This is a genomic window from uncultured Hymenobacter sp., from assembly GCF_964243305.1.
Classification (GTDB): Bacteria; Bacteroidota; Bacteroidia; order Cytophagales; family Hymenobacteraceae; genus Hymenobacter.
In genome coordinates this window covers 25,793-46,660 of the sequence record NZ_CAXTEF010000017.1, presented here as the reverse complement: position 1 = coordinate 46,660, position 20,868 = coordinate 25,793, and the positions used below count along the sequence as shown (strand labels likewise).

Annotated in this window: 17 protein-coding genes; 14 read left to right on the top strand and 3 right to left on the bottom strand. The window is 63.0% G+C overall.

The window, feature by feature from the left end; all coding sequences use genetic code 11:
* Positions 1 to 17: 17 nt before the first annotated feature.
* From porU to ACFE70_RS11480, 3 genes are all read right to left on the bottom strand, one after another.
* Complete coding sequence (gene porU / locus ACFE70_RS11490; RefSeq protein ID WP_375417885.1) at positions 18 to 4,064, bottom strand: type IX secretion system sortase PorU; 4,047 nt, start codon at positions 4,062 to 4,064, stop codon at positions 18 to 20.
* A 148-nt stretch (positions 4,065 to 4,212) separates the two neighbouring features.
* The gene (locus ACFE70_RS11485; RefSeq protein ID WP_375417884.1) at positions 4,213 to 4,941 is read right to left on the bottom strand and encodes a CDP-alcohol phosphatidyltransferase family protein; all 729 of its coding nucleotides are present in this window, start codon (positions 4,939 to 4,941) and stop codon (positions 4,213 to 4,215) included.
* A gap of 92 nt (positions 4,942 to 5,033) precedes the next feature.
* Complete coding sequence (locus tag ACFE70_RS11480; protein ID WP_375417883.1) at positions 5,034 to 5,678, bottom strand: MBL fold metallo-hydrolase; 645 nt, start codon at positions 5,676 to 5,678, stop codon at positions 5,034 to 5,036.
* Between the two features lie 147 nt (positions 5,679 to 5,825).
* Here ACFE70_RS11480 and ACFE70_RS11475 point away from each other — a divergent pair, with 147 nt between their 5' ends.
* From ACFE70_RS11475 to ACFE70_RS11410, 14 genes are all read left to right on the top strand, one after another.
* Entirely contained in the window at positions 5,826 to 6,950 is a 1,125-nt protein-coding gene (locus ACFE70_RS11475) for an NAD(P)/FAD-dependent oxidoreductase (protein ID WP_375417882.1), read from the top strand.
* 194 nt (positions 6,951 to 7,144) lie between these two features.
* Positions 7,145 to 10,414 (top strand): hypothetical protein, encoded by a 3,270-nt coding sequence (locus ACFE70_RS11470; RefSeq protein ID WP_375417881.1) that lies wholly within the window; start codon positions 7,145 to 7,147, stop codon positions 10,412 to 10,414.
* A 185-nt stretch (positions 10,415 to 10,599) separates the two neighbouring features.
* Positions 10,600 to 11,268: a heme exporter protein CcmB gene (locus tag ACFE70_RS11465; RefSeq protein WP_375417928.1), complete on the top strand. Its 669-nt coding sequence runs from the start codon at positions 10,600 to 10,602 to the stop codon at positions 11,266 to 11,268.
* 13 nt (positions 11,269 to 11,281) lie between these two features.
* Positions 11,282 to 11,956, top strand: coding sequence for a cytochrome c biogenesis protein (locus ACFE70_RS11460; protein ID WP_375417927.1), 675 nt, complete (start codon positions 11,282 to 11,284; stop codon positions 11,954 to 11,956).
* Complete coding sequence (locus ACFE70_RS11455; protein WP_375417880.1) at positions 11,937 to 12,197, top strand: CcmD family protein; 261 nt, start codon at positions 11,937 to 11,939, stop codon at positions 12,195 to 12,197. Before ACFE70_RS11460 ends, ACFE70_RS11455 begins: the two co-directional genes overlap by 20 nt.
* A 70-nt stretch (positions 12,198 to 12,267) precedes the next feature.
* A complete protein-coding gene (locus ACFE70_RS11450) occupies positions 12,268 to 12,693 on the top strand; it encodes a cytochrome c maturation protein CcmE (RefSeq protein ID WP_375417879.1) in 426 nt (141 codons plus the stop codon).
* A 9-nt stretch (positions 12,694 to 12,702) separates the two neighbouring features.
* Entirely contained in the window at positions 12,703 to 13,032 is a 330-nt protein-coding gene (locus tag ACFE70_RS11445; protein WP_375417878.1) for a nucleotidyltransferase family protein, read from the top strand.
* Between the two features lie 10 nt (positions 13,033 to 13,042).
* Positions 13,043 to 15,682, top strand: coding sequence for a cytochrome c biogenesis protein CcsA (ccsA, locus tag ACFE70_RS11440; protein ID WP_375417877.1), 2,640 nt, complete (start codon positions 13,043 to 13,045; stop codon positions 15,680 to 15,682).
* A 262-nt stretch (positions 15,683 to 15,944) separates the two neighbouring features.
* Positions 15,945 to 16,811 carry a Rossmann-like and DUF2520 domain-containing protein gene (locus ACFE70_RS11435; RefSeq protein ID WP_375417876.1) on the top strand — a complete coding sequence of 289 codons (867 nt, stop codon included), beginning with the start codon at positions 15,945 to 15,947 and terminating at the stop codon, positions 16,809 to 16,811.
* A 62-nt stretch (positions 16,812 to 16,873) separates the two neighbouring features.
* The gene (locus tag ACFE70_RS11430; RefSeq protein ID WP_375417875.1) at positions 16,874 to 17,203 is read left to right on the top strand and encodes a 2Fe-2S iron-sulfur cluster-binding protein; all 330 of its coding nucleotides are present in this window, start codon (positions 16,874 to 16,876) and stop codon (positions 17,201 to 17,203) included.
* Between the two features lie 114 nt (positions 17,204 to 17,317).
* Positions 17,318 to 17,554 (top strand): Fe-S cluster assembly protein IscX, encoded by a 237-nt coding sequence (gene iscX / locus ACFE70_RS11425; RefSeq protein WP_375417874.1) that lies wholly within the window; start codon positions 17,318 to 17,320, stop codon positions 17,552 to 17,554.
* A 149-nt stretch (positions 17,555 to 17,703) separates the two neighbouring features.
* The gene (locus ACFE70_RS11420; protein WP_375417873.1) at positions 17,704 to 17,898 is read left to right on the top strand and encodes a cold-shock protein; all 195 of its coding nucleotides are present in this window, start codon (positions 17,704 to 17,706) and stop codon (positions 17,896 to 17,898) included.
* A gap of 130 nt (positions 17,899 to 18,028) precedes the next feature.
* Positions 18,029 to 18,952 (top strand): geranylgeranylglycerol-phosphate geranylgeranyltransferase, encoded by a 924-nt coding sequence (locus tag ACFE70_RS11415; RefSeq protein WP_375417872.1) that lies wholly within the window; start codon positions 18,029 to 18,031, stop codon positions 18,950 to 18,952.
* A 226-nt stretch (positions 18,953 to 19,178) separates the two neighbouring features.
* Positions 19,179 to 20,864 (top strand): sodium/sugar symporter, encoded by a 1,686-nt coding sequence (locus ACFE70_RS11410; RefSeq protein ID WP_375417871.1) that lies wholly within the window; start codon positions 19,179 to 19,181, stop codon positions 20,862 to 20,864.
* The last annotated feature ends 4 nt before the right edge of the window (positions 20,865 to 20,868 follow it).

The following is a 20,868-nucleotide window of genomic DNA, read 5'->3' as shown; positions in this document are numbered from 1 at the left end:
CGGCGGCAGCGCAAGGGCTAGTTGAGGAGAACTAATTTTTCGTATTTCGAGGCCGTGGGGCCATCTTGCCCCACGCGCACGCTCAGGCGGTACACGTACACGCCCCGCGCGAGCTGGTCATCGTAGTCGTCGCGGCCGTTCCAGCTCAGGCTGCCCTCGTGGGGGCGGCTGGCGGGCACCGTGGCGCGCAAGGTGCGTACGAGGCGGCCCGTGACCGTAAATATCTGCACCTGCACGTCGAGGTCTTCGCCGCTGCGGTTGTGGTCGAAATGAAACTGGGTGACGTTGCTGAACGGGTTGGGATAGTTGAGCACGTGGCCGAGGGCCAGCTTTTCGGTGCTGGCGGCGATAAACTCAATCTCGCGCTCGGCCGGGTTGTTGTGCGTGTCCCAGGCCTTGAGCCGAAGCGTATGCGGGCCGGGCGCGAGATCCTTGAGCACGTAGCGCACCTGGCCGGCCCGGAAGTTATCCACCTCCGCCGTGTAGGCGTCGTTGAGCACCACCAGCTTGGTAGGGTCGCGGTCGAGGGTGGCCGTGATTTCGTGGCCGATGCCCGCGCCGGTCGTGTTGATGCCGCTCTCGTCGCTCAGGCGCGCCACCAGCGTCGGGTTCAGGTTGGTCAGGCCGCCGGAGGCGAACGTCGTATCGTTGAGGCCCATCCGGATTTTGGGCGGCGTGAGGTCAGTTACCGCGTTGCGGTTGGCGCCACCGATGGCTTGCGGCCGGGCGCCGTGGGCATCGGTGCCGCGGGCAGGGTCGAAGGCGTAGAGGCTGACTTTGCCCAGGCCAACGCTGTAGTTGATATCTTTGGGCACCACAAACTCCAGGCTGAAGCGGCCGTCGCGCACCGTGGCCTGCCCATCGTAGATAATGCTTTCCTGCACCGTCACGGGCCGGGATTGGTCATCGGGCCTCGACGTATTAATCAGCGTCATTACCACGGCTGGCTTGTCGAAGATGGTTACTTGCGCCGTGCCGCTGAAGCCCGCAGCCACGCCCACGCTGTTGTGCACTTCCCCTTCCAGCTTCACCCGGCTCAGCGCCCGCAGCGTGTCGGTGGCCGCGGCCGGCTGGCCATTCAGGCTTAGCGCCCGCAGCGCTACTTGCTCTTCGGGGTAGGCTAGTGCCGCCGAAGGGTCGCCGAGCAAGGTGTAATTGCGGTTGTTGATACCGCCCTGAGGGTAGTCATTCTTGGCATTCATAATGACCGTGCCCATGCCGGGGCGACGGCCATCAGGCAGGGGCTGAAACACACGCTTAAAAAAGACTTGATTCAGGCCAGCATTTAGATTGCCCTCAACCAAGCGGGTGGTGGTAAATAGGCCGATGGCGCCCCCGAGCTGCTCATTATCGGTAAGCAGCTTCTCGCCTGATGAGGTGTAATTCGGATTGTCGTAGGCGGCAAAGTCGCAAGTGCCCGTCACCATGAAAGCCAGCTTATTATGGTTTTGCAGCGCCAGCACCGAAGCTGGCGTCAGAATCTGCTCATCGGCCAGATTTATCGGGCCCCCGTGGCCGAGGTAGTTGATGATGAGAGAACCCTGCTCAAAGGATTCGTCCACGGCGCGGTTCATGGCGGGTGAGCGCTGGCCGGCCGCCAGCGAAAACTGGGGGTAGAGGTCCAGATAGACTTTGTGAATGTTGTAGGCCGGGTCGGTTACTTGCAATTCAGTGGCAATAATCTCGGAGCCCTGACCCACAAACAGCTCGCCTTCGCCGTCGTCCGAATCGTCTGAAACCAGCGTGACGCGGTTGCGCCACTTGCCATAGCCGGCCGCCGCGTCGTAGGCCAGGAGCTTGTCCACCATGCGGCGGGCCTGCTCGGTGGCCGCTGGCGAGCCCGCCGTGGCGCCCGCCGGGATGCGCACCGGCAGCCGGCCCACGCCCACGTCCATCAGTTCCGGCGCCAGGCTCAGTTCGTTCCACTCGCCCTCATTCTCATCGAGCAGGCCGTAGTAGTCTTCCGAGGAATAGCTGGCCGTGCCGTCGCCGCCGAAGCGCCCATAAAACTGCGAAAATGACTCCCGCGACTGGTAGGTCGGCACGTAGTTTTGATTAAAAGCATCCGGACTATTTTCTCCGAACGGCTTCCGCTCCTGCTTCCACCAAGCCGGCTCAAAATTAGAGTCGTTGCTGGCCTTGGACTTGTAGTCATAGGAGGCATCGCCGAACAAGAGCAGGTTCAGGTTTTTATCGGCCGGCGCGCGGTTGTATATCTGCCGCATAAAGTCGCGGATGGCCGTCACGTCCTGGGCGCCGGAGCTGTACTCGTTGTACACCTCTTGGGGTGTGACCACAGCCACGCCCAAGTTGTTGTGGCGGCGGCGGTGGGCGGCCAGCCGCTCGGCTTCGGCGCGGAAGAGGGGGTAGGCGACAATCACCAGGTCGAGCTTGCCGTCGGTATTGAGCGCGTGCAAGTTTTGGTTGGCGACCTTGCCGAAAACCCGGGGGGTAGGCAGTGCCGCGTCGGGCCGGAAGGCCACGAACTCGCGCAAGGTGTCGGTGCGGGCTAGGAAGCTGCCGCTGGCGTCGAGGGCCACGGCGGCCGGCCGGCACGGGTTGGTCACGTCCCAGACGGTGGCGCCGGTCGCGCCGCCCAGCATGTAGCGGTTCACGCGGGCCGTGCCATTATTAACTAAAGAGCGAAACTCCAGCACCGGCCCGCTGAGCGCAAGCTGTCGCAGCGTATTGATTTCCAGATAGTCCAGATAACCAGTAGATTGAGGGGCGTTGGGGCTGTTGTAGCTCAAGCCCACGCGCAGTTCGGCGGACGCGCCGGTCGGCATCACGCCTTGGTGCAGCGTGACGTTGGTTTGGGCTACTTCGTGAAACGCGTATGTGCCGACGGCCGGCACAGTCTGAGGCCGTCCAAACGGCTGTTCGTTCACGGTGAGCCCGAAGGTTGGGGCGGCCACTGCCGTAGAGGCCACCGAGGACGTAATAGTTAGCGGCGCGCCCGCCACCAGGCCCGGCAGCCCGGCAAATTCCTTTACAAATTTTCCATTATCTTCAAAACTCTCGCCCAGCCACTGCCGGCCCGATTTGAGCACATTAATCAGGTCGTGCTCATGCACGAGGCGCTCGTTGAACGTGGTGATATCCGTCGGCGCCGCGCCGGTAGGCGTCACGGCCGGGGCAGGTGCCACGCGGCGGCCGGCCGCGCCCACGGTCAGGAAATAGTAGGCCGTATCGGCGTAGATGTTGTTGACGTGCTGAAAAAGGCCATTTCTCGCCTGCCACACGTGCGGGCCGCGGGCGTAGAAAAGCAGGTACTCATTGTCGTCGAAGGTGGCGTTGCCGTTGTCGCCCACCAGCTGCACATCGTTCTGCACGAGGTCGTCGGGGCGCGGGGCGGCGTTGGGCTGGGGCAGCAGGCCAGTGGCGTTGCCGAAAAGCTGCAGGTGGCGCGGGTCGAGCTGCTGCGGGTTCAGCCCCAGCTTGCTGAGCGTGGCGCGGTCAAGCTTATAAATTCCACTTTCCGCCACTCCAATCTTAAACCAGTCGCCCGAAGCCAGCACCGAGGCCGGCGCGTAGGCGTGCGCTTCGGCGGAGCCGGGCCGGGTGCCTTTGCGCTGCGCGGGGGGGGTAGGGGCCACGTCCGCGTCGGTGAGCGTATAGACGTAATCAAAGGAAACGAGCTGCTCCGGTTGGCCCGACTGCGGGTTGCGCCGCGCGGGCTGCAAGCTCAGATAGCTCACGGCCTGCTTGCGGGCGGTGCCGTGGCTGAGGGAGGGGGTAGGACCGGCCGGCAGCTTGGCCGCGTCGAGCAGGCGAGCATCGGCGGGGCTGAAAGGCTGATAAACCGCGTTGCGCACTTCGCCGGCCGGCACGTAGCCTTCCAGGCGCAGAGCGAAGGTGCCGATTTGCTCGTCGGGGCCGTGGTGGGCGGTGGCAAACGTGGGCACTTTGCGGCGGTTGCCAGCCGGGCTGCTCACCTCGGCATACGTGCCCCAGCGCACGGTGGCGCGGGCCGTCTGAGGTGCGGCAGTGGTCTGCGCCCGCGCCGCGCTCGCTCTCAGCAATAATAACCCCGCAAAAGTCAGCCAGAGAGTAAGATAGCGCATAGACTCAAATAAGGCAGCAAGCAATAGTTGACTTCGCAGAGCGGCCCCGGAAACACGGCCGGTTCGGCTCCGGTTCACCCACGCGGCGTATCAACTTTAAGCGAAGGATAAATATTGTGGTTTCGCTAGCGAAATAAGGCGCAACAACCTAGCCACCCTGCTGCCGGGCCCGCCGGCGCGGCACCGACAACAAGACATAAAGCAAAACCACCAGCGGCACGGCCGCCGCCTGCAAAAGTAGCAGCAGGCCCGCCGTCAGGGCCAGAAACAGAAAGCGCCGCTGATTGCCGACCCAGGCCAGACTCTTGAACTTCAAGGCGAACAGTGGCAGCTCAGCCACCAGCAGCCCCGACAGCAGCGCCGTCAGCCCCAGCAGCAGCCACGGATTGAGCAGCACCGGGGCCAGCTCAAACCGGTCGTGGGTCAAAATTAGGGGTAGCGAGGCTACTACCAGCGTGCAGGCAGGAGTAGGGAGGCCAATAAACGAGTCGCTCTGCCGGGTATCGTTGTTGAACTTGGCCAGCCGCAGGGCCGAGAAAATCGACACCACAAAGCCGGCGTAGGGCAGCCAGTCGGACCAGGCGCCGCCGGCCGTAGCCTGGCGCAGCAGCTGCATCAGGATGGCGCCCGGCACCACGCCAAAGGAAACCATGTCGGCCAGCGAATCCAGGTCTTTGCCGATGGCCGACGACACCCGCAAGGCCCGCGCCACCAGCCCGTCGGCGAAGTCGGCCAGCGCGGCCAGCGCCACCAGATAGGCGCCCAACTCCAGGCCCCGCAGCGGCTCGGCCGCGCTGCCCACGAAGATGCAGTTCAGCGCCAGACAGCCGCAGAGCAGGTTCAGGCAGGTGATGGCGTTGGGAAGATGCTTTTTCAAAAGCAGTTAGCAGTGAGCAGTTATTAGTGAGCAGTTAACAAATAAAATTAGGAGCTGATAACGCACGATTGTTAACTGCTCACTGATACCTGTTAACTGATTAAAAACGGGTTGCTCTGCCGCTCGGCGCCGATGGTGGTGGCCGGGCCGTGGCCAGGGTAGACGGTGGTTTCGTCGGGCAAGGTCAGCAGCTCGGCGCGGATGCTGCGCAAGAGCGTGGCGTGGTCGCCGCCCGGCAAATCGGTGCGGCCGATGCTGCCCCGAAACAGCACGTCGCCGCCCACGAGCTGCTGACTATCAGGGTGACAAAACACGACGTGGCCCGGCGCGTGGCCGGGCGTGAAGCGCACCTCCAGCTCGGCCTGACCCAGGCGCACGCGCTGCCCGGCCGTCAGCTCACCGGTGGGCTCGGCGGGCTGGTAGCCGGCGAAGCCGTAGGGGCCAGCGTAGGTCGGCACGGCGCGCAGCGTGGGCAGGTCGGCTGGGTGCAGCAGAAACGGGATGCCGGGGTAAATGCTGAGCACAAAGGAGTTGCCCAGCACGTGGTCGATGTGGGCGTGGGTGTTGAGCAGCAGCTCGACTTTCAGCTGCTGCGTCTCAATATAGTTTTTCAGCTCCTGCTGCTCGGCCGGCGCGTAGCAGCCGGGGTCTACGATGGCAGTGGCACCGCTGGCTTCGTCAATCAGCAGGTAGGTGTTTTCGGCGAAGGTATTAAACGTGAAACTGACGACTTTCATGAAGGCGGCTTGGGCGCGAAGAAGGGGGTAGGGAAGCAAACAGCCGGCTGGCCGCGGCAAGGTACGGCGGCCCGCTCAAACCCGGTTTTGCTCGCCACCCTCGGCGGGGAACTGCTTCCGGGCCGCTGGCCTTACCTTGGAGCCCTCATGCTGCCCGCTGCCCTACCCCCCCCTTCCGCTGCTAACGCCCAGAATGCGTCGGCCGACGCTGACTACGACTTTCTGCTCGTCGGCCACGGCATTGCCGGCGCGCTGCTGGGCTGGGAGCTGCGCCGCCGCGGCTGCCGGGTGCTGGTCTATGATGCGCCCCGCCCCGACTCGGCCTCGAATGTGGCCGCCGGCCTGATGAACCCCGTGGCCGGCCGGCGCTTCGCCCTCTCGTGGCGCGCCGCCGAGCTGCTACCCGCCGCCGCCGCCGCCTACCGCACCCTGGAGGCTGAGTTGGGCCAGCGCTTTTTCTTCGCGACGCCCATCTTCAAGGTCTTCGGCTCGGCGCCGGAGCAGCAGGATATTCTGGCTCGCGGCGCGGCGCGGCCCTGGGGCGATTTCGTGGCCGAATTGACTGAAAAAGACCCGCAGCTGCCCGGCCTGGACGCGCCGTTTGGCGGCGCCTGGCTGCGGGGCGGCGGCTACGTGGCCGTGCGCGAGCTGCTGGCCGCGCTGGCGGCTCAGGGGCAGGCCGCGGGCTGGCTGCGGGCGGAAACTTTTGAGTGGGCGCACCTCGTTAGCGACGCCACGGGCGTTGCCTATGCGCCGGGACGGGTGCGCGCGGCGCGGGTCGTGTGCTGCGAGGGCGCGGCAGCTGCTCATACTCCGTACTTTAGCTGGCTGCCGCTCACCCCTAATCAGGGCGAGGTGCTCGACGTCAGGTGCCCCGGCCTGAGCGCGGCGCAGGTGCTCAATCGGGGCGCCTACGTGCTGCCGCTGGGCGCGGGGCAGTTTCGGGTGGGCGCCACCTACCGCTGGCCGCCCTTCGCTACTGGCCCTACCCCCGAAGGCGAGGCCGAGCTGACCGGCCGCCTGTCGGCGCTCACTGGTCAGCCGTTTGAGGTGGTGGGGCGGCGGGCTGGGGTGCGGCCCGCCGTGCGCGACCGCCGCCCGCTGCTGGGTGCCCATCCGGCTTGGCCGTGGCTGAGCTTCTGCGGCGGCTACGGCTCGAAGGGTGTGATGCTGGCCCCGCGCCTGGCGGTCCTGCTGGCTGATTGGCTGGAGGGAAGCGGCGAGCTGTGGCCGGAAGTTGATTTAAAGCGTTATTATAGTTTTTATAAATGAGGTCGTTGGTTATCCCCATCTATCCGTCATCCTGAGCTTGCGAAGAATATTCTCACCGCTGAACGATTATTGTAAAGACGACTCGTTTAGCAGTGAGAGTATTCTTCGCAAGCTCAGGATGACGGATGGTTTAAGATAATACGCGTATCCCTACCCCCCCCCCTTCTTTTTTGCCACTCTCTACTTCATTGAGTATGAAGCTTCGTTTTCCGCTCCAACCGGGTGCCGGGCTGGGCCTGCTGGCCGCCGCGCTGCTGACGTATCTGCCGGCCCGCGCCCAGACGGCGCAGGAGTCATTCGGGCGGGTGCGCATTCAGTACCAGGATTTTAAGTGGCAGCAGCTTAGCACCCAAAATTTTACGGTATACTACTACCAGCAAGGCGACGCCAGCGCCCGCCGCGCCGTCGAGTACGCCGAAACCGAGCTGCAGCGCATCACAGCGCTTATCGGCTACTACCCGTACTCTAAAACGTCGCTGCTGCTTTATAACTCCATCGGCGATTTGCGGCAGAGCAACATCGGCCTCGACCCCGACGGGCAGCTGGTAGGCGGGCAAACTTCGCTCACGCGCATGAGCAAGGTGCAGATTGCCTTCACCGGCCAGCAAACCGACTTCAAGCGCGAGCTGAGCGCTCAGATTACGCAGGTGCTGCTCAATGACATGATGTATGGCGGCTCACTGAAAGAAGTGCTGCAAAGCTCCTACCTGTTGCAGCTGCCCGACTGGTTTATCGGTGGCGCCTCGGCCTACGCGGCCGAGGGCTGGAGCGTGGACATGGACGGCTACATGCGCGAGATGACCCGCCAGAACCCGACCGGCAACCGCACGGCGCCCTTTTTTCTGCGCAACCCGCGCCTGGCCGGGCAAAGCATCTGGAACTACGTAGCCGAGCGCTACGGCTACACCACGATTCAGAACATCCTGAACCTGACGCGCATCACCCGCGACGTGGAGGTAGGCATCAGCTCGTCGCTGAATGTGCCCTACAAGGTGTTTTTGCGCGACTGGCTCACGTATTACCGCGAGCTGAACCAGCGGCCCGCCACGGCCGCGCTGGGTTTGCCCGACGACAAGGCGCGCCTCAGCGGCAGCAACCGCCGCAATATCGTGTATTCGCAGCCCGCGCTCAGCCCTAACGGCCAGCAGCTGGCCTACGCTGAAAACGAGCAGGGCCGCTACCGGGTAGTAGTCGTGAACCGCGACGGCTCGCGGCGCCACACCGTCAGCCGCGGCGGCTACAAAACGCCCGACCAGCAGGTCGAAACCCGCCTGCCCGCCCTGGCCTGGCGCGGCAACACCCAGCTTGCCGTGGCCGAGGAGGCGCACGGCCGCATGGCGCTGCACCTGCGCGAGGCCCGCGGCGGCGCTGCCTTGCTAAGCCAGGTGCGCGAGGCGCTGCGCTTGCGGCGGCCGGCCTCGGTGTTTGCCGATTTTGACCAGGTGCTGGGGCTGAGCTACTCGCCCGATGGCAAGGCGCTCGTGTTCAGTGGGGTGCGCGATGGGCAGAACGACCTCTACGTTTTGCGGGCCGGCGGCCGGGTGCAGCAGCTCACCGACGACTTATTTGATGATGCGCAGCCGGTGTTTCTGCCCGGCGGGCAAGGCATTGTGTTCAGCTCCAACCGCTACCTTGATTCGGCGGGGGTGGCGCGGCCGGCCACGTTCCCGAACGTGGTAAACAACTACGACCTGTTCCTCTACCACCTCGACGGCCGTCCCCGGCCCGTGGAAACGCTGGTCAGCACTATCTCCAATGAGACGCGCCCCCGCGCCTTGAGCGCCGACGAAATTGTGTATCTGGGCGAGGAAAGCGGCGTGCGCAGCCTCTACCGCTACAACCTGCAAACCCGGCAGCGCACCCCGCTGACCAGCTTCGTGAGCAACCTGGAAGATGCGGACTACAACGCCACGACCAACGCGCTGGCGTTCGTGGCCCGCAGCCAGGCCCGCGACCAGGTGTTTCTGCTGCCCGGCTTTCAGCCTGCGGCCGGCCTTGTGCTCGGCAAAACTGCCCGCCAGCAAACCCTGGAAGACCGCTCGGTAGCCGTAGCGGCGCCGGCAGTTGCGCCCGCCAGTGCAGCCGACACCACCGCCAGTGGCCAGTCGGCTACCGGGGGGGGTAGGGCCGACAGTACGGCAGCCCGCCGGCCCAGTCAGGCCGTGAATACCAGCGACTATGAGTTTGAGGAAGACGAGCCCGTAGCGACTACCAACCGCCGGAACCGCCGTGCCGCCCCAGTGGCCGCCGCGCCGCGCAACCCCGCGCTGACGGAAGCGCCGCAGGTGTCGGGCCCCTACCGCTACGACACGCGCTTTATGATTGAGAACGTGGTCTCGTCGGTGGCCGTCGACCCGTTGCTGGGCATTGGGCTGGTCGGGCAGGCCAACCTGACTGATGTATTTGAGAATCAGCGTATCAAAGCCAGCATCTTCGGTTTGCTTGATTTCCGCACCAGCAACATTCAGCTCGGCTACACCAACAGCACGCGCCGCGTCGACTGGGGCATCAACTACCAGAAGCAGGCGTATTTCTTCGACCAGATTCAGACCTATCAGCTGCGCTACGGCCGCCACGAGGTGGCGCCGTTCGTGGCCTACCCCCTCTTTCACAACCTAACCCTGCGCGGCGGCCCGCGCTACGTCAACATCAGCCGCACGCGCGTCAACAGCCTGGATAACCTGCTGGACGTGACGCGCAGCTACGTGGGCGTCAACGGAGAGCTGGTTTATGACAACGCCATTGCCACGGGCGTCAACATGCTGGCTGGCACCCGCCTGAAAATCGGGATGCTGCAACTCAACAGCCTGGACAACAAGAACCTGAGCTACGGCAAAATTTACGTCGACATCCGCCACTATCAGAAGCTGGTCCGGCAGCTGGTTTGGGCCAACCGTGTCAGCTACGGGCAGTTTCTGGGCTCGGCGCCGCAGGTGTTTCGCCTCGGCGGCATGGACAGCTGGCTGAACTTCAAGTACGAGGACGAGCAGGTTATTTCGGCCCGGCCCAACGGTTCCCCCGCGCCCGACCCCACCGAAGTATTTGCCCAGCAGTTCGTGACCAACCTGCGCGGCTTCGACTACAGCAAGCGCACCGGGCCGCGCTACGTGCTGCTAAACAGCGAGCTGCGCCTCCCGATTGTGCAGTTTCTGACGCGGCGCCCCATCTACTCCGGCTTCTTCCGCAATCTGCAACTGACCAGCTTCGTCGATGCCGGCACAGCCTACTCCGGAACCAACCCATTCGGCGAGCGCAACTCCTACAACACGCAGGTTTCCGGCGGTTTCGGCAACTACTTCACGGCCAACGTCGTGAACTTCCGCAACCCGTTGCTGGTCGGCTACGGCTTTGGCGCCCGCACCACCGTGCTGGGCTTTTACCTGAAGGGCGACGTGGCCTGGGGCGAGGAAAACTTCGTGCGCTCCGGCCCCAAGTTCTACTTTTCGCTTGGCTACGACTTTTAATCGCAGCTGGGGCCGATGAACCAAGCTGAAGGCAGTTGCAATGCTGCGCCACCGGATTTCTCCGGTGGCGTTTTTGTTTGCCTTTGGCTGACTGAGGGGGGTAGGGAAGAGATACCATTTCAGGCAATGAGCGCTGCGGCGGGTTGTATCTTTGGGCCATCTCACCAAGGCCGTCCGCCGTGCGCTTGCTCCAGGAAATCACATATTTGCTCCAGAAAGACTTCCGGCTGGAGTGGCGGCAGCGGGCGGCGCTGGGCGGGCTGCTGCTCTACGTGGTCGGCACCGTGTTCGTGTGCTACCTGAGCTTCAGCTTTCGCGGCGGCAACCCGCCCGCCCCGGCCTGGAACGCCCTGTTCTGGATAATTATGCTCTTCGCTGCCATCAGCGCCGCCGGTCGTGGTTTCGCGCAGGAGTCGGCCGGGCAGCGGCTGTACTACTACACGCTGGTGCGCCCGCAGGCGGTTATTCTGAGCAAAATCGTTTATAACTCCCTGCTGCTGCTGGCGCTGGCCCTGCCGGCGCTGCTGCTCTACGCCGGCCTGCTCGGCAACCCGGTGCAGGATTGGCCGCTGTTTGGCCTCACCGTGGGGCTGGGCGCGCTGGGCCTGGGCAGCACCCTCACCCTGGTGGCGGGCATTGCGGCGCGGGCCGCGGCCAGCAACGGCACGCTGCTGGCCGTGCTGGGCTTTCCGGTGCTGGTGCCGCTGCTGCTCATGCTGGTTAAAGTGAGCAAAAACGCGTTGGATGGCCTTGATTTTAGCGTTAGCCGGGGCTCTATTTTGACGTTGCTGGCGTTGAATCTTATCGTGGGGGCAGTGTCTTATCTGCTATTCCCCTTCCTTTGGCGCAGCTGATATGAGAGTCGATATGAAAGCTTCCTGGTGGAAAATTCTAACGGTTGTCCTGCTCGTTTACACCGTCGTGATGGGCCTGCTGGGCCGGGTGCCGCGCCTGCCCATCCTCAACGAAACCGAGCGCAACCTGTATTTCCACGTGCCGATGTGGTTTGGCATGACCATCATTCTGGCCGCCTCGGTTGTGAACTCCGTGCGCTACCTGCGCAACCCGAGCCCGCGCCTCGACACGCTGGCCCACGAGTCAGCCAAAACCGGCGTGCTGCTCGGCGTGCTGGGGCTGGCCACGGGCAGCCTCTGGGCGCGCTACACCTGGGGCACGTGGTGGACCACCGATGTCAAGCTCAACGGTGCGGCCGTCACCATGCTCATCTACGGCGCCTATCTAGTCTTGCGCGCGTCCATTCAGGACGAGCAGCAGCGGGCGCGGCTTTCGGCCATTTATAATCTGTTTGCCTTCGCGGCGGCCATCCCGCTTTTGTTCATCTTGCCGCGGCTGGCGCAGGCCTCGCTGCACCCCGGCATGGGCGGCAACCCCGGCTTCAGCAAATACGACCTCGACAGCCACATGCGCCTCGTGTTCTACCCCGCCGTCATCGGCTGGACGCTGCTCGGCGTCTGGATTACGGAAGTGGCCTGCCGCTACGAGTTCGTCAAAGAGAAATTCTATGAAAAACAACTGGCTTAAGGCCTGGCGCCGTCTTGGCGCGGTCCTGCTGCTGACCTTGCTTTCCCTACCCCCCCTGCTGGCCCAAACCGCTCAGGCTGCCGCCGACACGCCCGAGATGGCCGACGCGCTGCGCCAGAGCGGCAAAATCTACGTCGTCGTGCTGGTTATCCTGCTTATTCTGGGTGGGCTGCTGTTTTACCTGGTGCGGCTCGACCGCAAAGTGGGCCGGCTGGAGCAGGAATTGCGCGACGACAAGTAGCCCACTGTTTTTCGCTTAAAACTCACTTTCTAGCGGACTTTTCGACCCTCTGAACTGTTCTTATCTCACTATGAAGAAAGCGCATCTGTTAGCCATTGTAGTCATTGCCGCGGCCATTGGCATCATTCTCAGCACCACCGCCGACGCCAGCGTGTACGTCTCCTTCGGCGAGGCCCGGCAGCGGGCGGCGGAAGGCAACCAGACCAAAGTGCACGTGGTGGGCCGCCTGCCCCGCGACGAACAAAAAAACCCCCTGGGCCTGGAATACGACCCCTTGCAGGACCCCAACCACTTCGCCTTTACGCTGGTTGATACCAACCGGGTAGCGCAGCGCGTAATCTATTTCAATCCCAAGCCGCAGGACTTTGACAAGTCCGAGCAGGTGGTTATCACCGGCGCTATGCGCAACGACGTGTTCATGGCCGACCAGATTCTGCTCAAGTGCCCCAGCAAGTACGTGGAGAAGGACATCAAGGGCGCCACGGCCTCGCGCTGATTATAGTTTATGCTTGTCCTTCGTCCCCAAGACCTGAAGCTACTGCAAGAACTACTCACGCAGCACCTGCCTGCTGGTACTGCCGTGTGGGCCTACGGCAGTCGCGTCAATGGCGATGCCTACGATGGCAGTGACCTGGATTTGGTTTTGCGGGGTGCCGGGTTGCGGGAGCTGCCTTATGCTGTGCTGAGCCAACTGCGCAAGGAGCTAACGGAAAGCAATTTGCCTATTTTGGTGGATGTGCACGATTGGGCCCGGCTGCCAGCCAGCTTCCACGAGCGCATTCTGGCCCGCTACGAAGTGCTTCGCTCCGGCTCCGCCGAAATGATTGCTGCTTAACACTTATCCTATGAACTTACTAATCGGAAACGCCGGCCACTTTAGCGTCATTCTCGCCTTCGCGGCGGCGCTGGTGGCGGCGTATAGCTACTTTCAGGCGGCGCGGGGCCGGCCGCTCGGTGATACGGATGCGGGCTGGCTGCGCATTGCGCGCGGCGCGTTTCTGGTGCACGGCCTGGCCGTGCTCGGTGTGATTGGCTGCCTGTTCAACATCATTTACGCCCACCGCTACGAGTACCACTACGCCTGGAGCCACAGCTCCAATCACCTGCCGGTACACTACATGATTTCCTGCTTTTGGGAAGGGCAGGAGGGCAGCTTTTTGCTCTGGATATTCTGGCACGTGGTTATTGGTTTGATTATCATGCGCTTCAACCGTCTCTGGGAAGCGCCCGTGATGGCCGTGTTCAGCGGCGTGCAGCTATTTCTGGTCAGCATGATTCTGGGCGTCGTCATCGGCGGCCTCAAGATTGGCTCGTCGCCCTTCATTTTGCTGCGCGACTTCCTGACCGATTTGCCGGTCTTCAAGCTCAACCCCGACTTCGTGCCCAAGGACGGCACCGGCCTCAACCCGCTGCTCCAGAACTACTGGATGGTGATTCACCCGCCGACCTTGTTTCTGGGCTTCGCGCTCACGCTCGTGCCGTTTGCCTTCGCCATCGCCGCGCTCTGGAAAAAGGAGCTGACCGGCTGGGTGAAGCCCGCCACGAGCTGGACCCTGGTGGGCGGCGGCGTGCTGGGCGTGGGCGTGGTGATGGGCGCCTACTGGGCCTACGAAACCCTGAACTTCGGCGGTTACTGGAACTGGGACCCGGTGGAAAACGCGGTCTACATTCCCTGGCTCGTGTTGGTGGCCTCGCTGCACGGGATGCTGCTCTGGACCAAGCGCCGCACCGGCCTGCGCACAGCCTTTGTGCTGACCATCGCTACGTTCGTGCTCATTCTTTACGCCACGTTCCTGACCCGCAGCGGCGTGCTGGGCAATGCCTCGGTGCACTCGTTTACTGACTTGGGCCTCTCTGGACAGCTGCTGATTTACCTGGGTGCCTTCACGGTGCTCTCCATCGCGCTGCTCGTTTACCGCTGGAAGAGCATTCCGATTTCCGAGAAAGAGCTAACCACCTACAACCCGGAGCTGTGGGTGTTCGTGGGCGCGACGGTGCTGTGTCTGGGTGCGTTCCAGGTGTTCGTCACGACCAGCATTCCGGTGTATAACGCGCTGCTGGGCCTGGTTGGCATCAAATCCAACCTGGCGCTGCCGGCCGACCAGATTCAGCACTACACCCGCATTCAGCTCTGGATGGGCTTGCTGGTGGCCTTGTTTTCGGGCATTGCGCAGGTGATGTGGTGGCAGCGCAACGACCGCCGCAGCCTCATCGACGCGCTGAGCTTCCCAGTGCTGCTGAGCTTGCTGGGCACGGCGCTGGTCGTGCTGCTGGTGCGCTACAACAGCAACACTATCACGGTACCTTACTTGCTACTCACGCTGGCTGGCCTGTTTGGCGTGTTCGCCAACTTGAGCACGGTGGTGGGGCTGGTGCGGCGCGGCGTGCGCCTGTCGGGTGGCGGCGTGGCCCATCTGGGCATCGCGCTCATGCTGCTCGGCATTCTCGGCTCGGCCGGCTACTCCAACATCATCTCGCGCAACGTCTCGGGCTTGGTTTATTCCAAAGATTTTGACGAGGACACCAATCGCGACAACGTGCTGCTGTTCCGCAACGAAGCGGTACCTATGCAGGGCTACGAGGTGCGCTACACCGGGCAGTTTCTCGACGTGCCCGGCGTGCCCGGCTACGTGAACAAGCAGCTGCTCTTCCACACCGACGACGAGTACAAGATGATTGCCCGCGGCGAAGTGAAGAGCGGCGAGAAAGTGTACTACAAGGCCGGTGATACGCTCAGCGTGCTGCCCGAGAACACCTACTATCGCGTCGAGTACCTGGATAAGAAAGCCAACGAGCGGTTTGTGCTTTACCCCCGTGCGCAGGTGAATGAGGAGATGGGCGGTGGGCTACTAGCATCGCCAGCGCTGTTACGATTCTGGGACCATGATATTTATTCCTATATCAGCGCCACGCCCGACCCGCGCAAGGAAAAGCAGTGGGGCGAGGAGAAAGAGCACGTGCTGGCCGTGGGCGACACAATTTTTCTCAATGACTACTTTGCCGTGTTCCGCGCCATCGAGCCGGCGCACGAAACCGCCGGGCTGAACCTGAAAAAAGGTGACCTCGCCCTGCAAGCCGATATGATAGTCTCGGGCGAGCAGCGCCAGTACCATGTGCACCCGGTGTTCGTGGTGCGCGACCGCCTGGTGGGCGTGGTAGCCGATGAGGTAGATGACCTAGGCATCCGGCTCAGCCTCAAGCAGATTGATCCGGTAAAGGGTAAGTTTACGTTCGGTGTGAGCACCACGCAGAAGGACTACGTCATCCTTAAGGCGATGGAAAAGCCCTTCATCAACCTGCTCTGGAGCGGCACGCTGCTCATGGCCCTCGGCTTCGGCCTGAGCCTGCGGCAGCGGCGCGGCAGCGGCGGCGCGGCGGCCAACCTGCCCATTACCGACGAAGCGGCGCCCGCCGAAGCGCCAGTGGCGAAGAAACCCACCCGCCGCCCGCAGCCAGTGGCCAACATCATCCAGACGGCGAAGTAGTTGGCAAGAAAGAGGGGGGTAGGGAAATGATTGCCAAGTCGTTTCCCTACCCCCCTTTTAATTGAGGAGCTGTTTAGCAAGTCGGCCGAAACACCCCAGACCGTCCTGCTGAGCAACGCGAAGCAGCTCGCGGGCGGCACTAATTCAATCGGGTGGGTAAGCTTAATCACTTCCCCACGCGAGCTGCTTCGCTTTGCTCAGCAGGACGGTCTTTCGACATGACGTCTTTCGACTTCCTAAACAACTCCTGAATAAACCCTCAGTGACTGCTGCCCCCGCTCATTCTTTGCGCATTGGTTTGTTTGGCGCCGGGCGGGTGGCCGCGCAACTAGCGCCGGCCCTGGTGGCAGCCGGCCACGAGCTGGCGTTCATCAGCAGCCGGTCCACTGCTTCGGCAGCAGAGCTGGCGGCCCGATTCCCTACCCCCCCTCCGGTGCTGGAAGTGCCCACCGCCGAGCTGCCCGCCGCTGACCTCTACCTGCTGGCCGTGCCCGACGCGGCCGTACCCGCCGTGCTGGCCGGGGCGCGCTGGCCCACCGGGGCCGTGGTGGCGTATCTGGCTGGGGCGCTGCCGCTCAGTGTGTTTGAGGCGGCGCCGCTCGTGCACGGCGGCGTATTATATCCGCTGCAAACCTTCAGCTCCGGCCGGCGCGTGGCGTGGGAAGCCGTGCCGCTTTTCATCGAGGCGGCCGACACCAAGGCCGAAAACCTGCTCCTGGCGTTGGCTGGCAGCCTCAGCGCCCATGTGCAGCGCCTTGGCTCTCCCGAGCGGCTGCGGCTGCACGTGGGCGCCGTGTTCGCCAATAATTTTACTAATCACCTGCTCGGCATTGCCCACGAGCTGCTGGCCGACGCCGGGCTGCCGTTCGATTTGCTTGCCCCCCTTATTCACGAAACCGTGGACAAGGCCCTGAGCCAGGCGCCGTTCACGGTGCAAACCGGGCCGGCGGTGCGCCACGATGCGCCCACGCTGGCCGCACATCGGGCCGCGCTGGCCGGGCAGCCAGCGTGGCAGCAGCTTTACGAAACGCTTACGGCCGGCATTCAGGCGCAGCAAGTCGGGCTGGCCAGCCAGCGGCCGGAGCCGGGCGCAAACCCTGCACTCTTGCCGCCGGTTAGTACTCTTTAAACACCTTTGCCGCCTCGGGGCATACCTTTGCGGCAGAATTCTGGCTTCAAGGCCCTCTTAATTTGGCTTCTACCATCAGGTTTCAGTTTAAAAATGGCCAGCCGGCCGTGTCCCACGTGGCGGCGCCCGGCGAGTCGGTGTTGGATGTGGCCCTCAACAACGGCATTCAGCTGCAACACAACTGCGGCGGCGTGTGCGGATGCAGCACCTGCCACATCTACGTCGAGCGCGGCGGCGACGCGCTGCCCGACATCAGCGACAAAGAGGAAGACTTTATCGACCGCGCCGTGAACCCGCGCATCACCTCGCGCCTGGCCTGCCAGTGCGTGCTGCCCCGCACTGACCTAGAGTTGGTTGTTACCCTGCCGGTGCAGGATTTTCTGGGCCACTAAGCTGCGCTTCGCAATTATGAGTTAGAAGTTAAAAGTTATGAGTTGGCAATTTGCTCACCTCTAATTTTAATTGCTAACTCATAACTTTTAACTCATAATTCATAACTCAACTCCGTGTCTCATTTCGAACCCCCCATTCAGTGGGCCGACCACGAGGACGTGGCGATGGCGCTCTACGAGAAGTTTGGCGACGACTACCCCGAGGCTAAGATTTACCGGGTCCGCTTTACCGAGATGCTGGAGTGGATTCTGGCCCTGCCCAACTTCGCCGGCACCCGCGAGCAGGCCACCGAAGGCCACCTGGAGCAGATTCAGGCCAAGTGGGTGTACGAGTGGCGCGATAATCAATAGCTTGCCGGAGCGGTACCTCAACCGCTAGCAACCCCGGCCGCGCCGGGCCCGTAGAGCAGAGCCAGGGAAGTCAGAACGCCCACTTTGCTGCTGTTGCCGCTCTTCCTACCCCGCCAACCCAACTCACCATTCTTTTAAGTTACAAACCGATGAAAACAGGGACCGTAAAATTCTTTAATGAGGCCAAAGGCTACGGCTTCATTACGGACGATACCACGAAGGAGGATTTTTTCGTGCACATCACCGGCCTGAACGGAGGGCAGATTCAGCAGAACGACCGGGTGGAGTTTGACACCCAGGAAGGCCGCAAGGGCGTCAATGCTATCAACGTAAAAAAGGTCTGAGGCCACCGTGCCCGCTCCGGCTTGTTTCCTAGCTCAAGCTATAAAAGCCCTACCGTGTCCGCGGTGGGGCTTTTTCGTGTCCGGCCCGTCAACAGGGCCGCTGTCGTACTTTTAAGAGGTGAAAGCGCCCGTGCCTATCCCTGCTAGTGCGGAGCCCGCGGCCGACGCCGCCCGCTGGCCGGGCGGGCTGCCGGGGGCCGCCGCCACGCTGGTGCGCTGGCCCAATCTGCTCATCATGCTGCTCTGCCTGGCCCTGACCCGCGCCGGGCTGCTGCTGCCGGGCCAGCCGCTGGGCACAGCGCTGCTGGCGCCGCGGTTTCTGCTGCTGCTGCTCGCGGCCCTGCTGGTGGCGGCGGCCGGCTACATCATCAACGACTACTACGACGTCAAGATTGACGCCATCAACCGGCCCGACCGGCTCGTGATTGGGCGGGTGGTGCGGCGGCGCCACGCCATGCTGGCCCACCTGCTGCTGACGGGGGTGGGGGTAGGACTGGCCGGGCTGCTCTCGCCGCTGCTGGGGCTGGTCACGCTGGGCTCGGCGCTGCTCTTGTGGGGCTACTCGGCCCGGTTCAAGCGGGTGGCGCTGGTGGGCAACGTGAGCATTGCCACGCTCACCGGCGCGCTGGTGCTGCTGCCCGAATTGCAGTTGCGCACCGGCCTGCCGGGCGTGTGGGTGTATGCGCTGGCCGCGTTCCTGCTCACGGTGGTGCGCGAAATCATCAAGGATGTGGAAGATATGCGTGGCGATGCCCACCACGGCTGCCGCACGCTGCCGCTGGTGCTGGGCGTGGCCCGCACGAAGTGGGCGGCCGGGTTTTTTCTGGCCTGCCTGGCCTTGCTCACCGTGGGCGCCACGGGCCGGCTGCTGCTGAAAGGGCACTGGCCGCTGGCCGTCTGGCTCGTGCTGCTGGTGCTGCTGCCGCTGGCCGCGCTCACCCGGCAGCTCTGGCGGGCCGACCGCCGCCGCCATTTCCGGCAGCTCAGCCATTGGTGCAAGGCCATCATGCTGGCCGGCGTGCTGAGCATGGCCCTGGCCGGCGGCGCCGGCTGAGCCGCGTTGCGGCTGGGCGAGGGGGGTAGGGAATAAAGGGTTGAGCAAGGGGCTGCCGACCGCCCAATCTTGCCCCAGAGGCGCGCCAACTGCACGCCAATGGCGCGGCCGGCGCTGCTACTATGGTTTTAAGTCGCTTATTTACGCCGCGCTTTGTCCGGCGCCCGTGCTAAACCGGGCGCTCATCCCTCTCTTCGCAGTTTCCTACCCCCACTCCACCCAAGAAATGCATCAACTCGCCACGCTCGACTACGCCGTCTTTTTCCTGTATTTCCTCATCGTCGCCGGCTACGGCATCTGGATTTACCGCCGCAAAACCGGTCACGACGGCACCGTGGAGGGCGACTCGAAGGATTATTTCCTGGCCGAAGGCTCGCTGACCTGGTGGGCCATCGGCTCCTCACTGATTGCCTCCAACATCTCGGCCGAGCAGTTCGTGGGCATGTCGGGCTCCGGCTTCAAGATGGGCCTGGCCATTGCAACGTATGAGTGGATGGCAGCGCTCACGCTCATCATCGTGGCCGTGTTTTTCATTCCGGTTTATCTGAAAAACGGCATTGCCACCATGCCGCAGTTTCTCAATCAGCGCTACAACTCCACCGTGGCCATGATTATGGCCCTGTTCTGGCTCGCGCTCTACGTGGTCGTCAACCTGACCTCCATCCTCTACCTCGGTGCCATCGCCGTGAGCAGCATCTCGGGCCTGAACCTGAACTTCTGCATGTACGCGCTGGCCGCGTTTGCCATCATCATCACGCTCGGCGGCATGAAAGTCATCGGCTTTACCGATGTCATCCAGGTGTTTTTCCTGATTCTGGGCGGTCTGGCCACGACCTACCTGGCCCTGAACCTGGTGGCCGAGCACTACGGCCAAACCGGCGTGCTCAAGGGCTTTTCGCTGCTCACTAGCGAGGCCGGCGACCACTTCCAGATGATTTTCAAGAAGGACAACCCCAACTACATCGACCTGCCCGGCCTGACCGTGCTGCTCGGCGGCATGTGGATTGTGAACCTCAACTACTGGGGCTGCAACCAGTACATCACCCAGCGCGCGCTGGGCGCTGACCTGCCCACGGCCCGCGCCGGCATCCTCTTCGCCGCCTTCCTCAAGCTGCTCATGCCCGTGATTGTGGTTTTGCCCGGCATCGCGGCCTACGTGCTGTATAAGCAGGATGTGTTTGGGGCCGCCGAGTTTGGCCAGGGAGCCGATTTAAACCCCGACCGCGCCTACCCCGTGCTGCTCAATATCCTGCCCAAGGGTCTCAAGGGCTTGTCCTTCGCTGCCCTCACCGCCGCGGTCGTGGCCTCGCTGGCCGGCAAAGCCAACTCCATTGCCACCATCTTCACGCTCGACGTGTACCGCAAGGTGTTCAACACCCAGGCCTCCGAGAAGCAGCTCGTGGCCGTCGGCAAAATCGCGGTCGTCGTAGCGATGCTGCTCGGCGTGCTCATCGCCCCGCACCTGGGCATCGACAAAAAAGGCGGCTTCCAGTACATCCAGGAGTACACCGGCTTCGTGTCGCCAGGCATTTTTGCCATGTTTATTCTGGGCTTTTTCTGGAAAAAGACGACCTCCACGGCCGCGCTGTTCGCCACTATCGGGGGCTTTATTTTGTCGGTGCTGTTCAAGTTTCTGCCCGGCTACGTCGATTTGTCGTTTCTGGCGCCGCTGGGCTTTGCCGTGCCCAATGTCGCCGGCGTCTATGAGATTCCCTTCCTCGACCGTATGGGCTTTGTGTTCGTGATTTGCGTGGCCGCGATGGTTGTCATCAGCCTCTACCAAACCGGCCGCGGCGTCAAAACCAACGGCCTCGAAGTCGATGCCAGCATGTTCCGTCCCAACCGCAGCTTTGTCATTGGCTCGGTGGCCATTCTGGTCATCGTGACCACGCTCTACACCGTGTTCTGGTAGGGGT

What these genes read in the sequence shown, in the direction of transcription:
- porU (WP_375417885.1), bottom strand. Translation starts at nt 4,064, where the DNA reads ATGCGCTATCTTACTCTCTGGCTGACTTTTGCGGGGTTATTATTGCTG.
- ACFE70_RS11480 (WP_375417883.1), bottom strand. Translation starts at nt 5,678, where the DNA reads ATGAAAGTCGTCAGTTTCACGTTTAATACCTTCGCCGAAAACACCTAC.
- ACFE70_RS11475 (WP_375417882.1), top strand. Translation starts at nt 5,826, where the DNA reads ATGCTGCCCGCTGCCCTACCCCCCCCTTCCGCTGCTAACGCCCAGAAT.
- ACFE70_RS11470 (WP_375417881.1), top strand. Translation starts at nt 7,145, where the DNA reads ATGAAGCTTCGTTTTCCGCTCCAACCGGGTGCCGGGCTGGGCCTGCTG.
- ACFE70_RS11460 (WP_375417927.1), top strand. Translation starts at nt 11,282, where the DNA reads ATGAAAGCTTCCTGGTGGAAAATTCTAACGGTTGTCCTGCTCGTTTAC.
- ACFE70_RS11455 (WP_375417880.1), top strand. Translation starts at nt 11,937, where the DNA reads ATGAAAAACAACTGGCTTAAGGCCTGGCGCCGTCTTGGCGCGGTCCTG.
- ACFE70_RS11450 (WP_375417879.1), top strand. Translation starts at nt 12,268, where the DNA reads ATGAAGAAAGCGCATCTGTTAGCCATTGTAGTCATTGCCGCGGCCATT.
- ACFE70_RS11445 (WP_375417878.1), top strand. Translation starts at nt 12,703, where the DNA reads ATGCTTGTCCTTCGTCCCCAAGACCTGAAGCTACTGCAAGAACTACTC.
- ccsA (WP_375417877.1), top strand. Translation starts at nt 13,043, where the DNA reads ATGAACTTACTAATCGGAAACGCCGGCCACTTTAGCGTCATTCTCGCC.
- ACFE70_RS11420 (WP_375417873.1), top strand. Translation starts at nt 17,704, where the DNA reads ATGAAAACAGGGACCGTAAAATTCTTTAATGAGGCCAAAGGCTACGGC.
- ACFE70_RS11410 (WP_375417871.1), top strand. Translation starts at nt 19,179, where the DNA reads ATGCATCAACTCGCCACGCTCGACTACGCCGTCTTTTTCCTGTATTTC.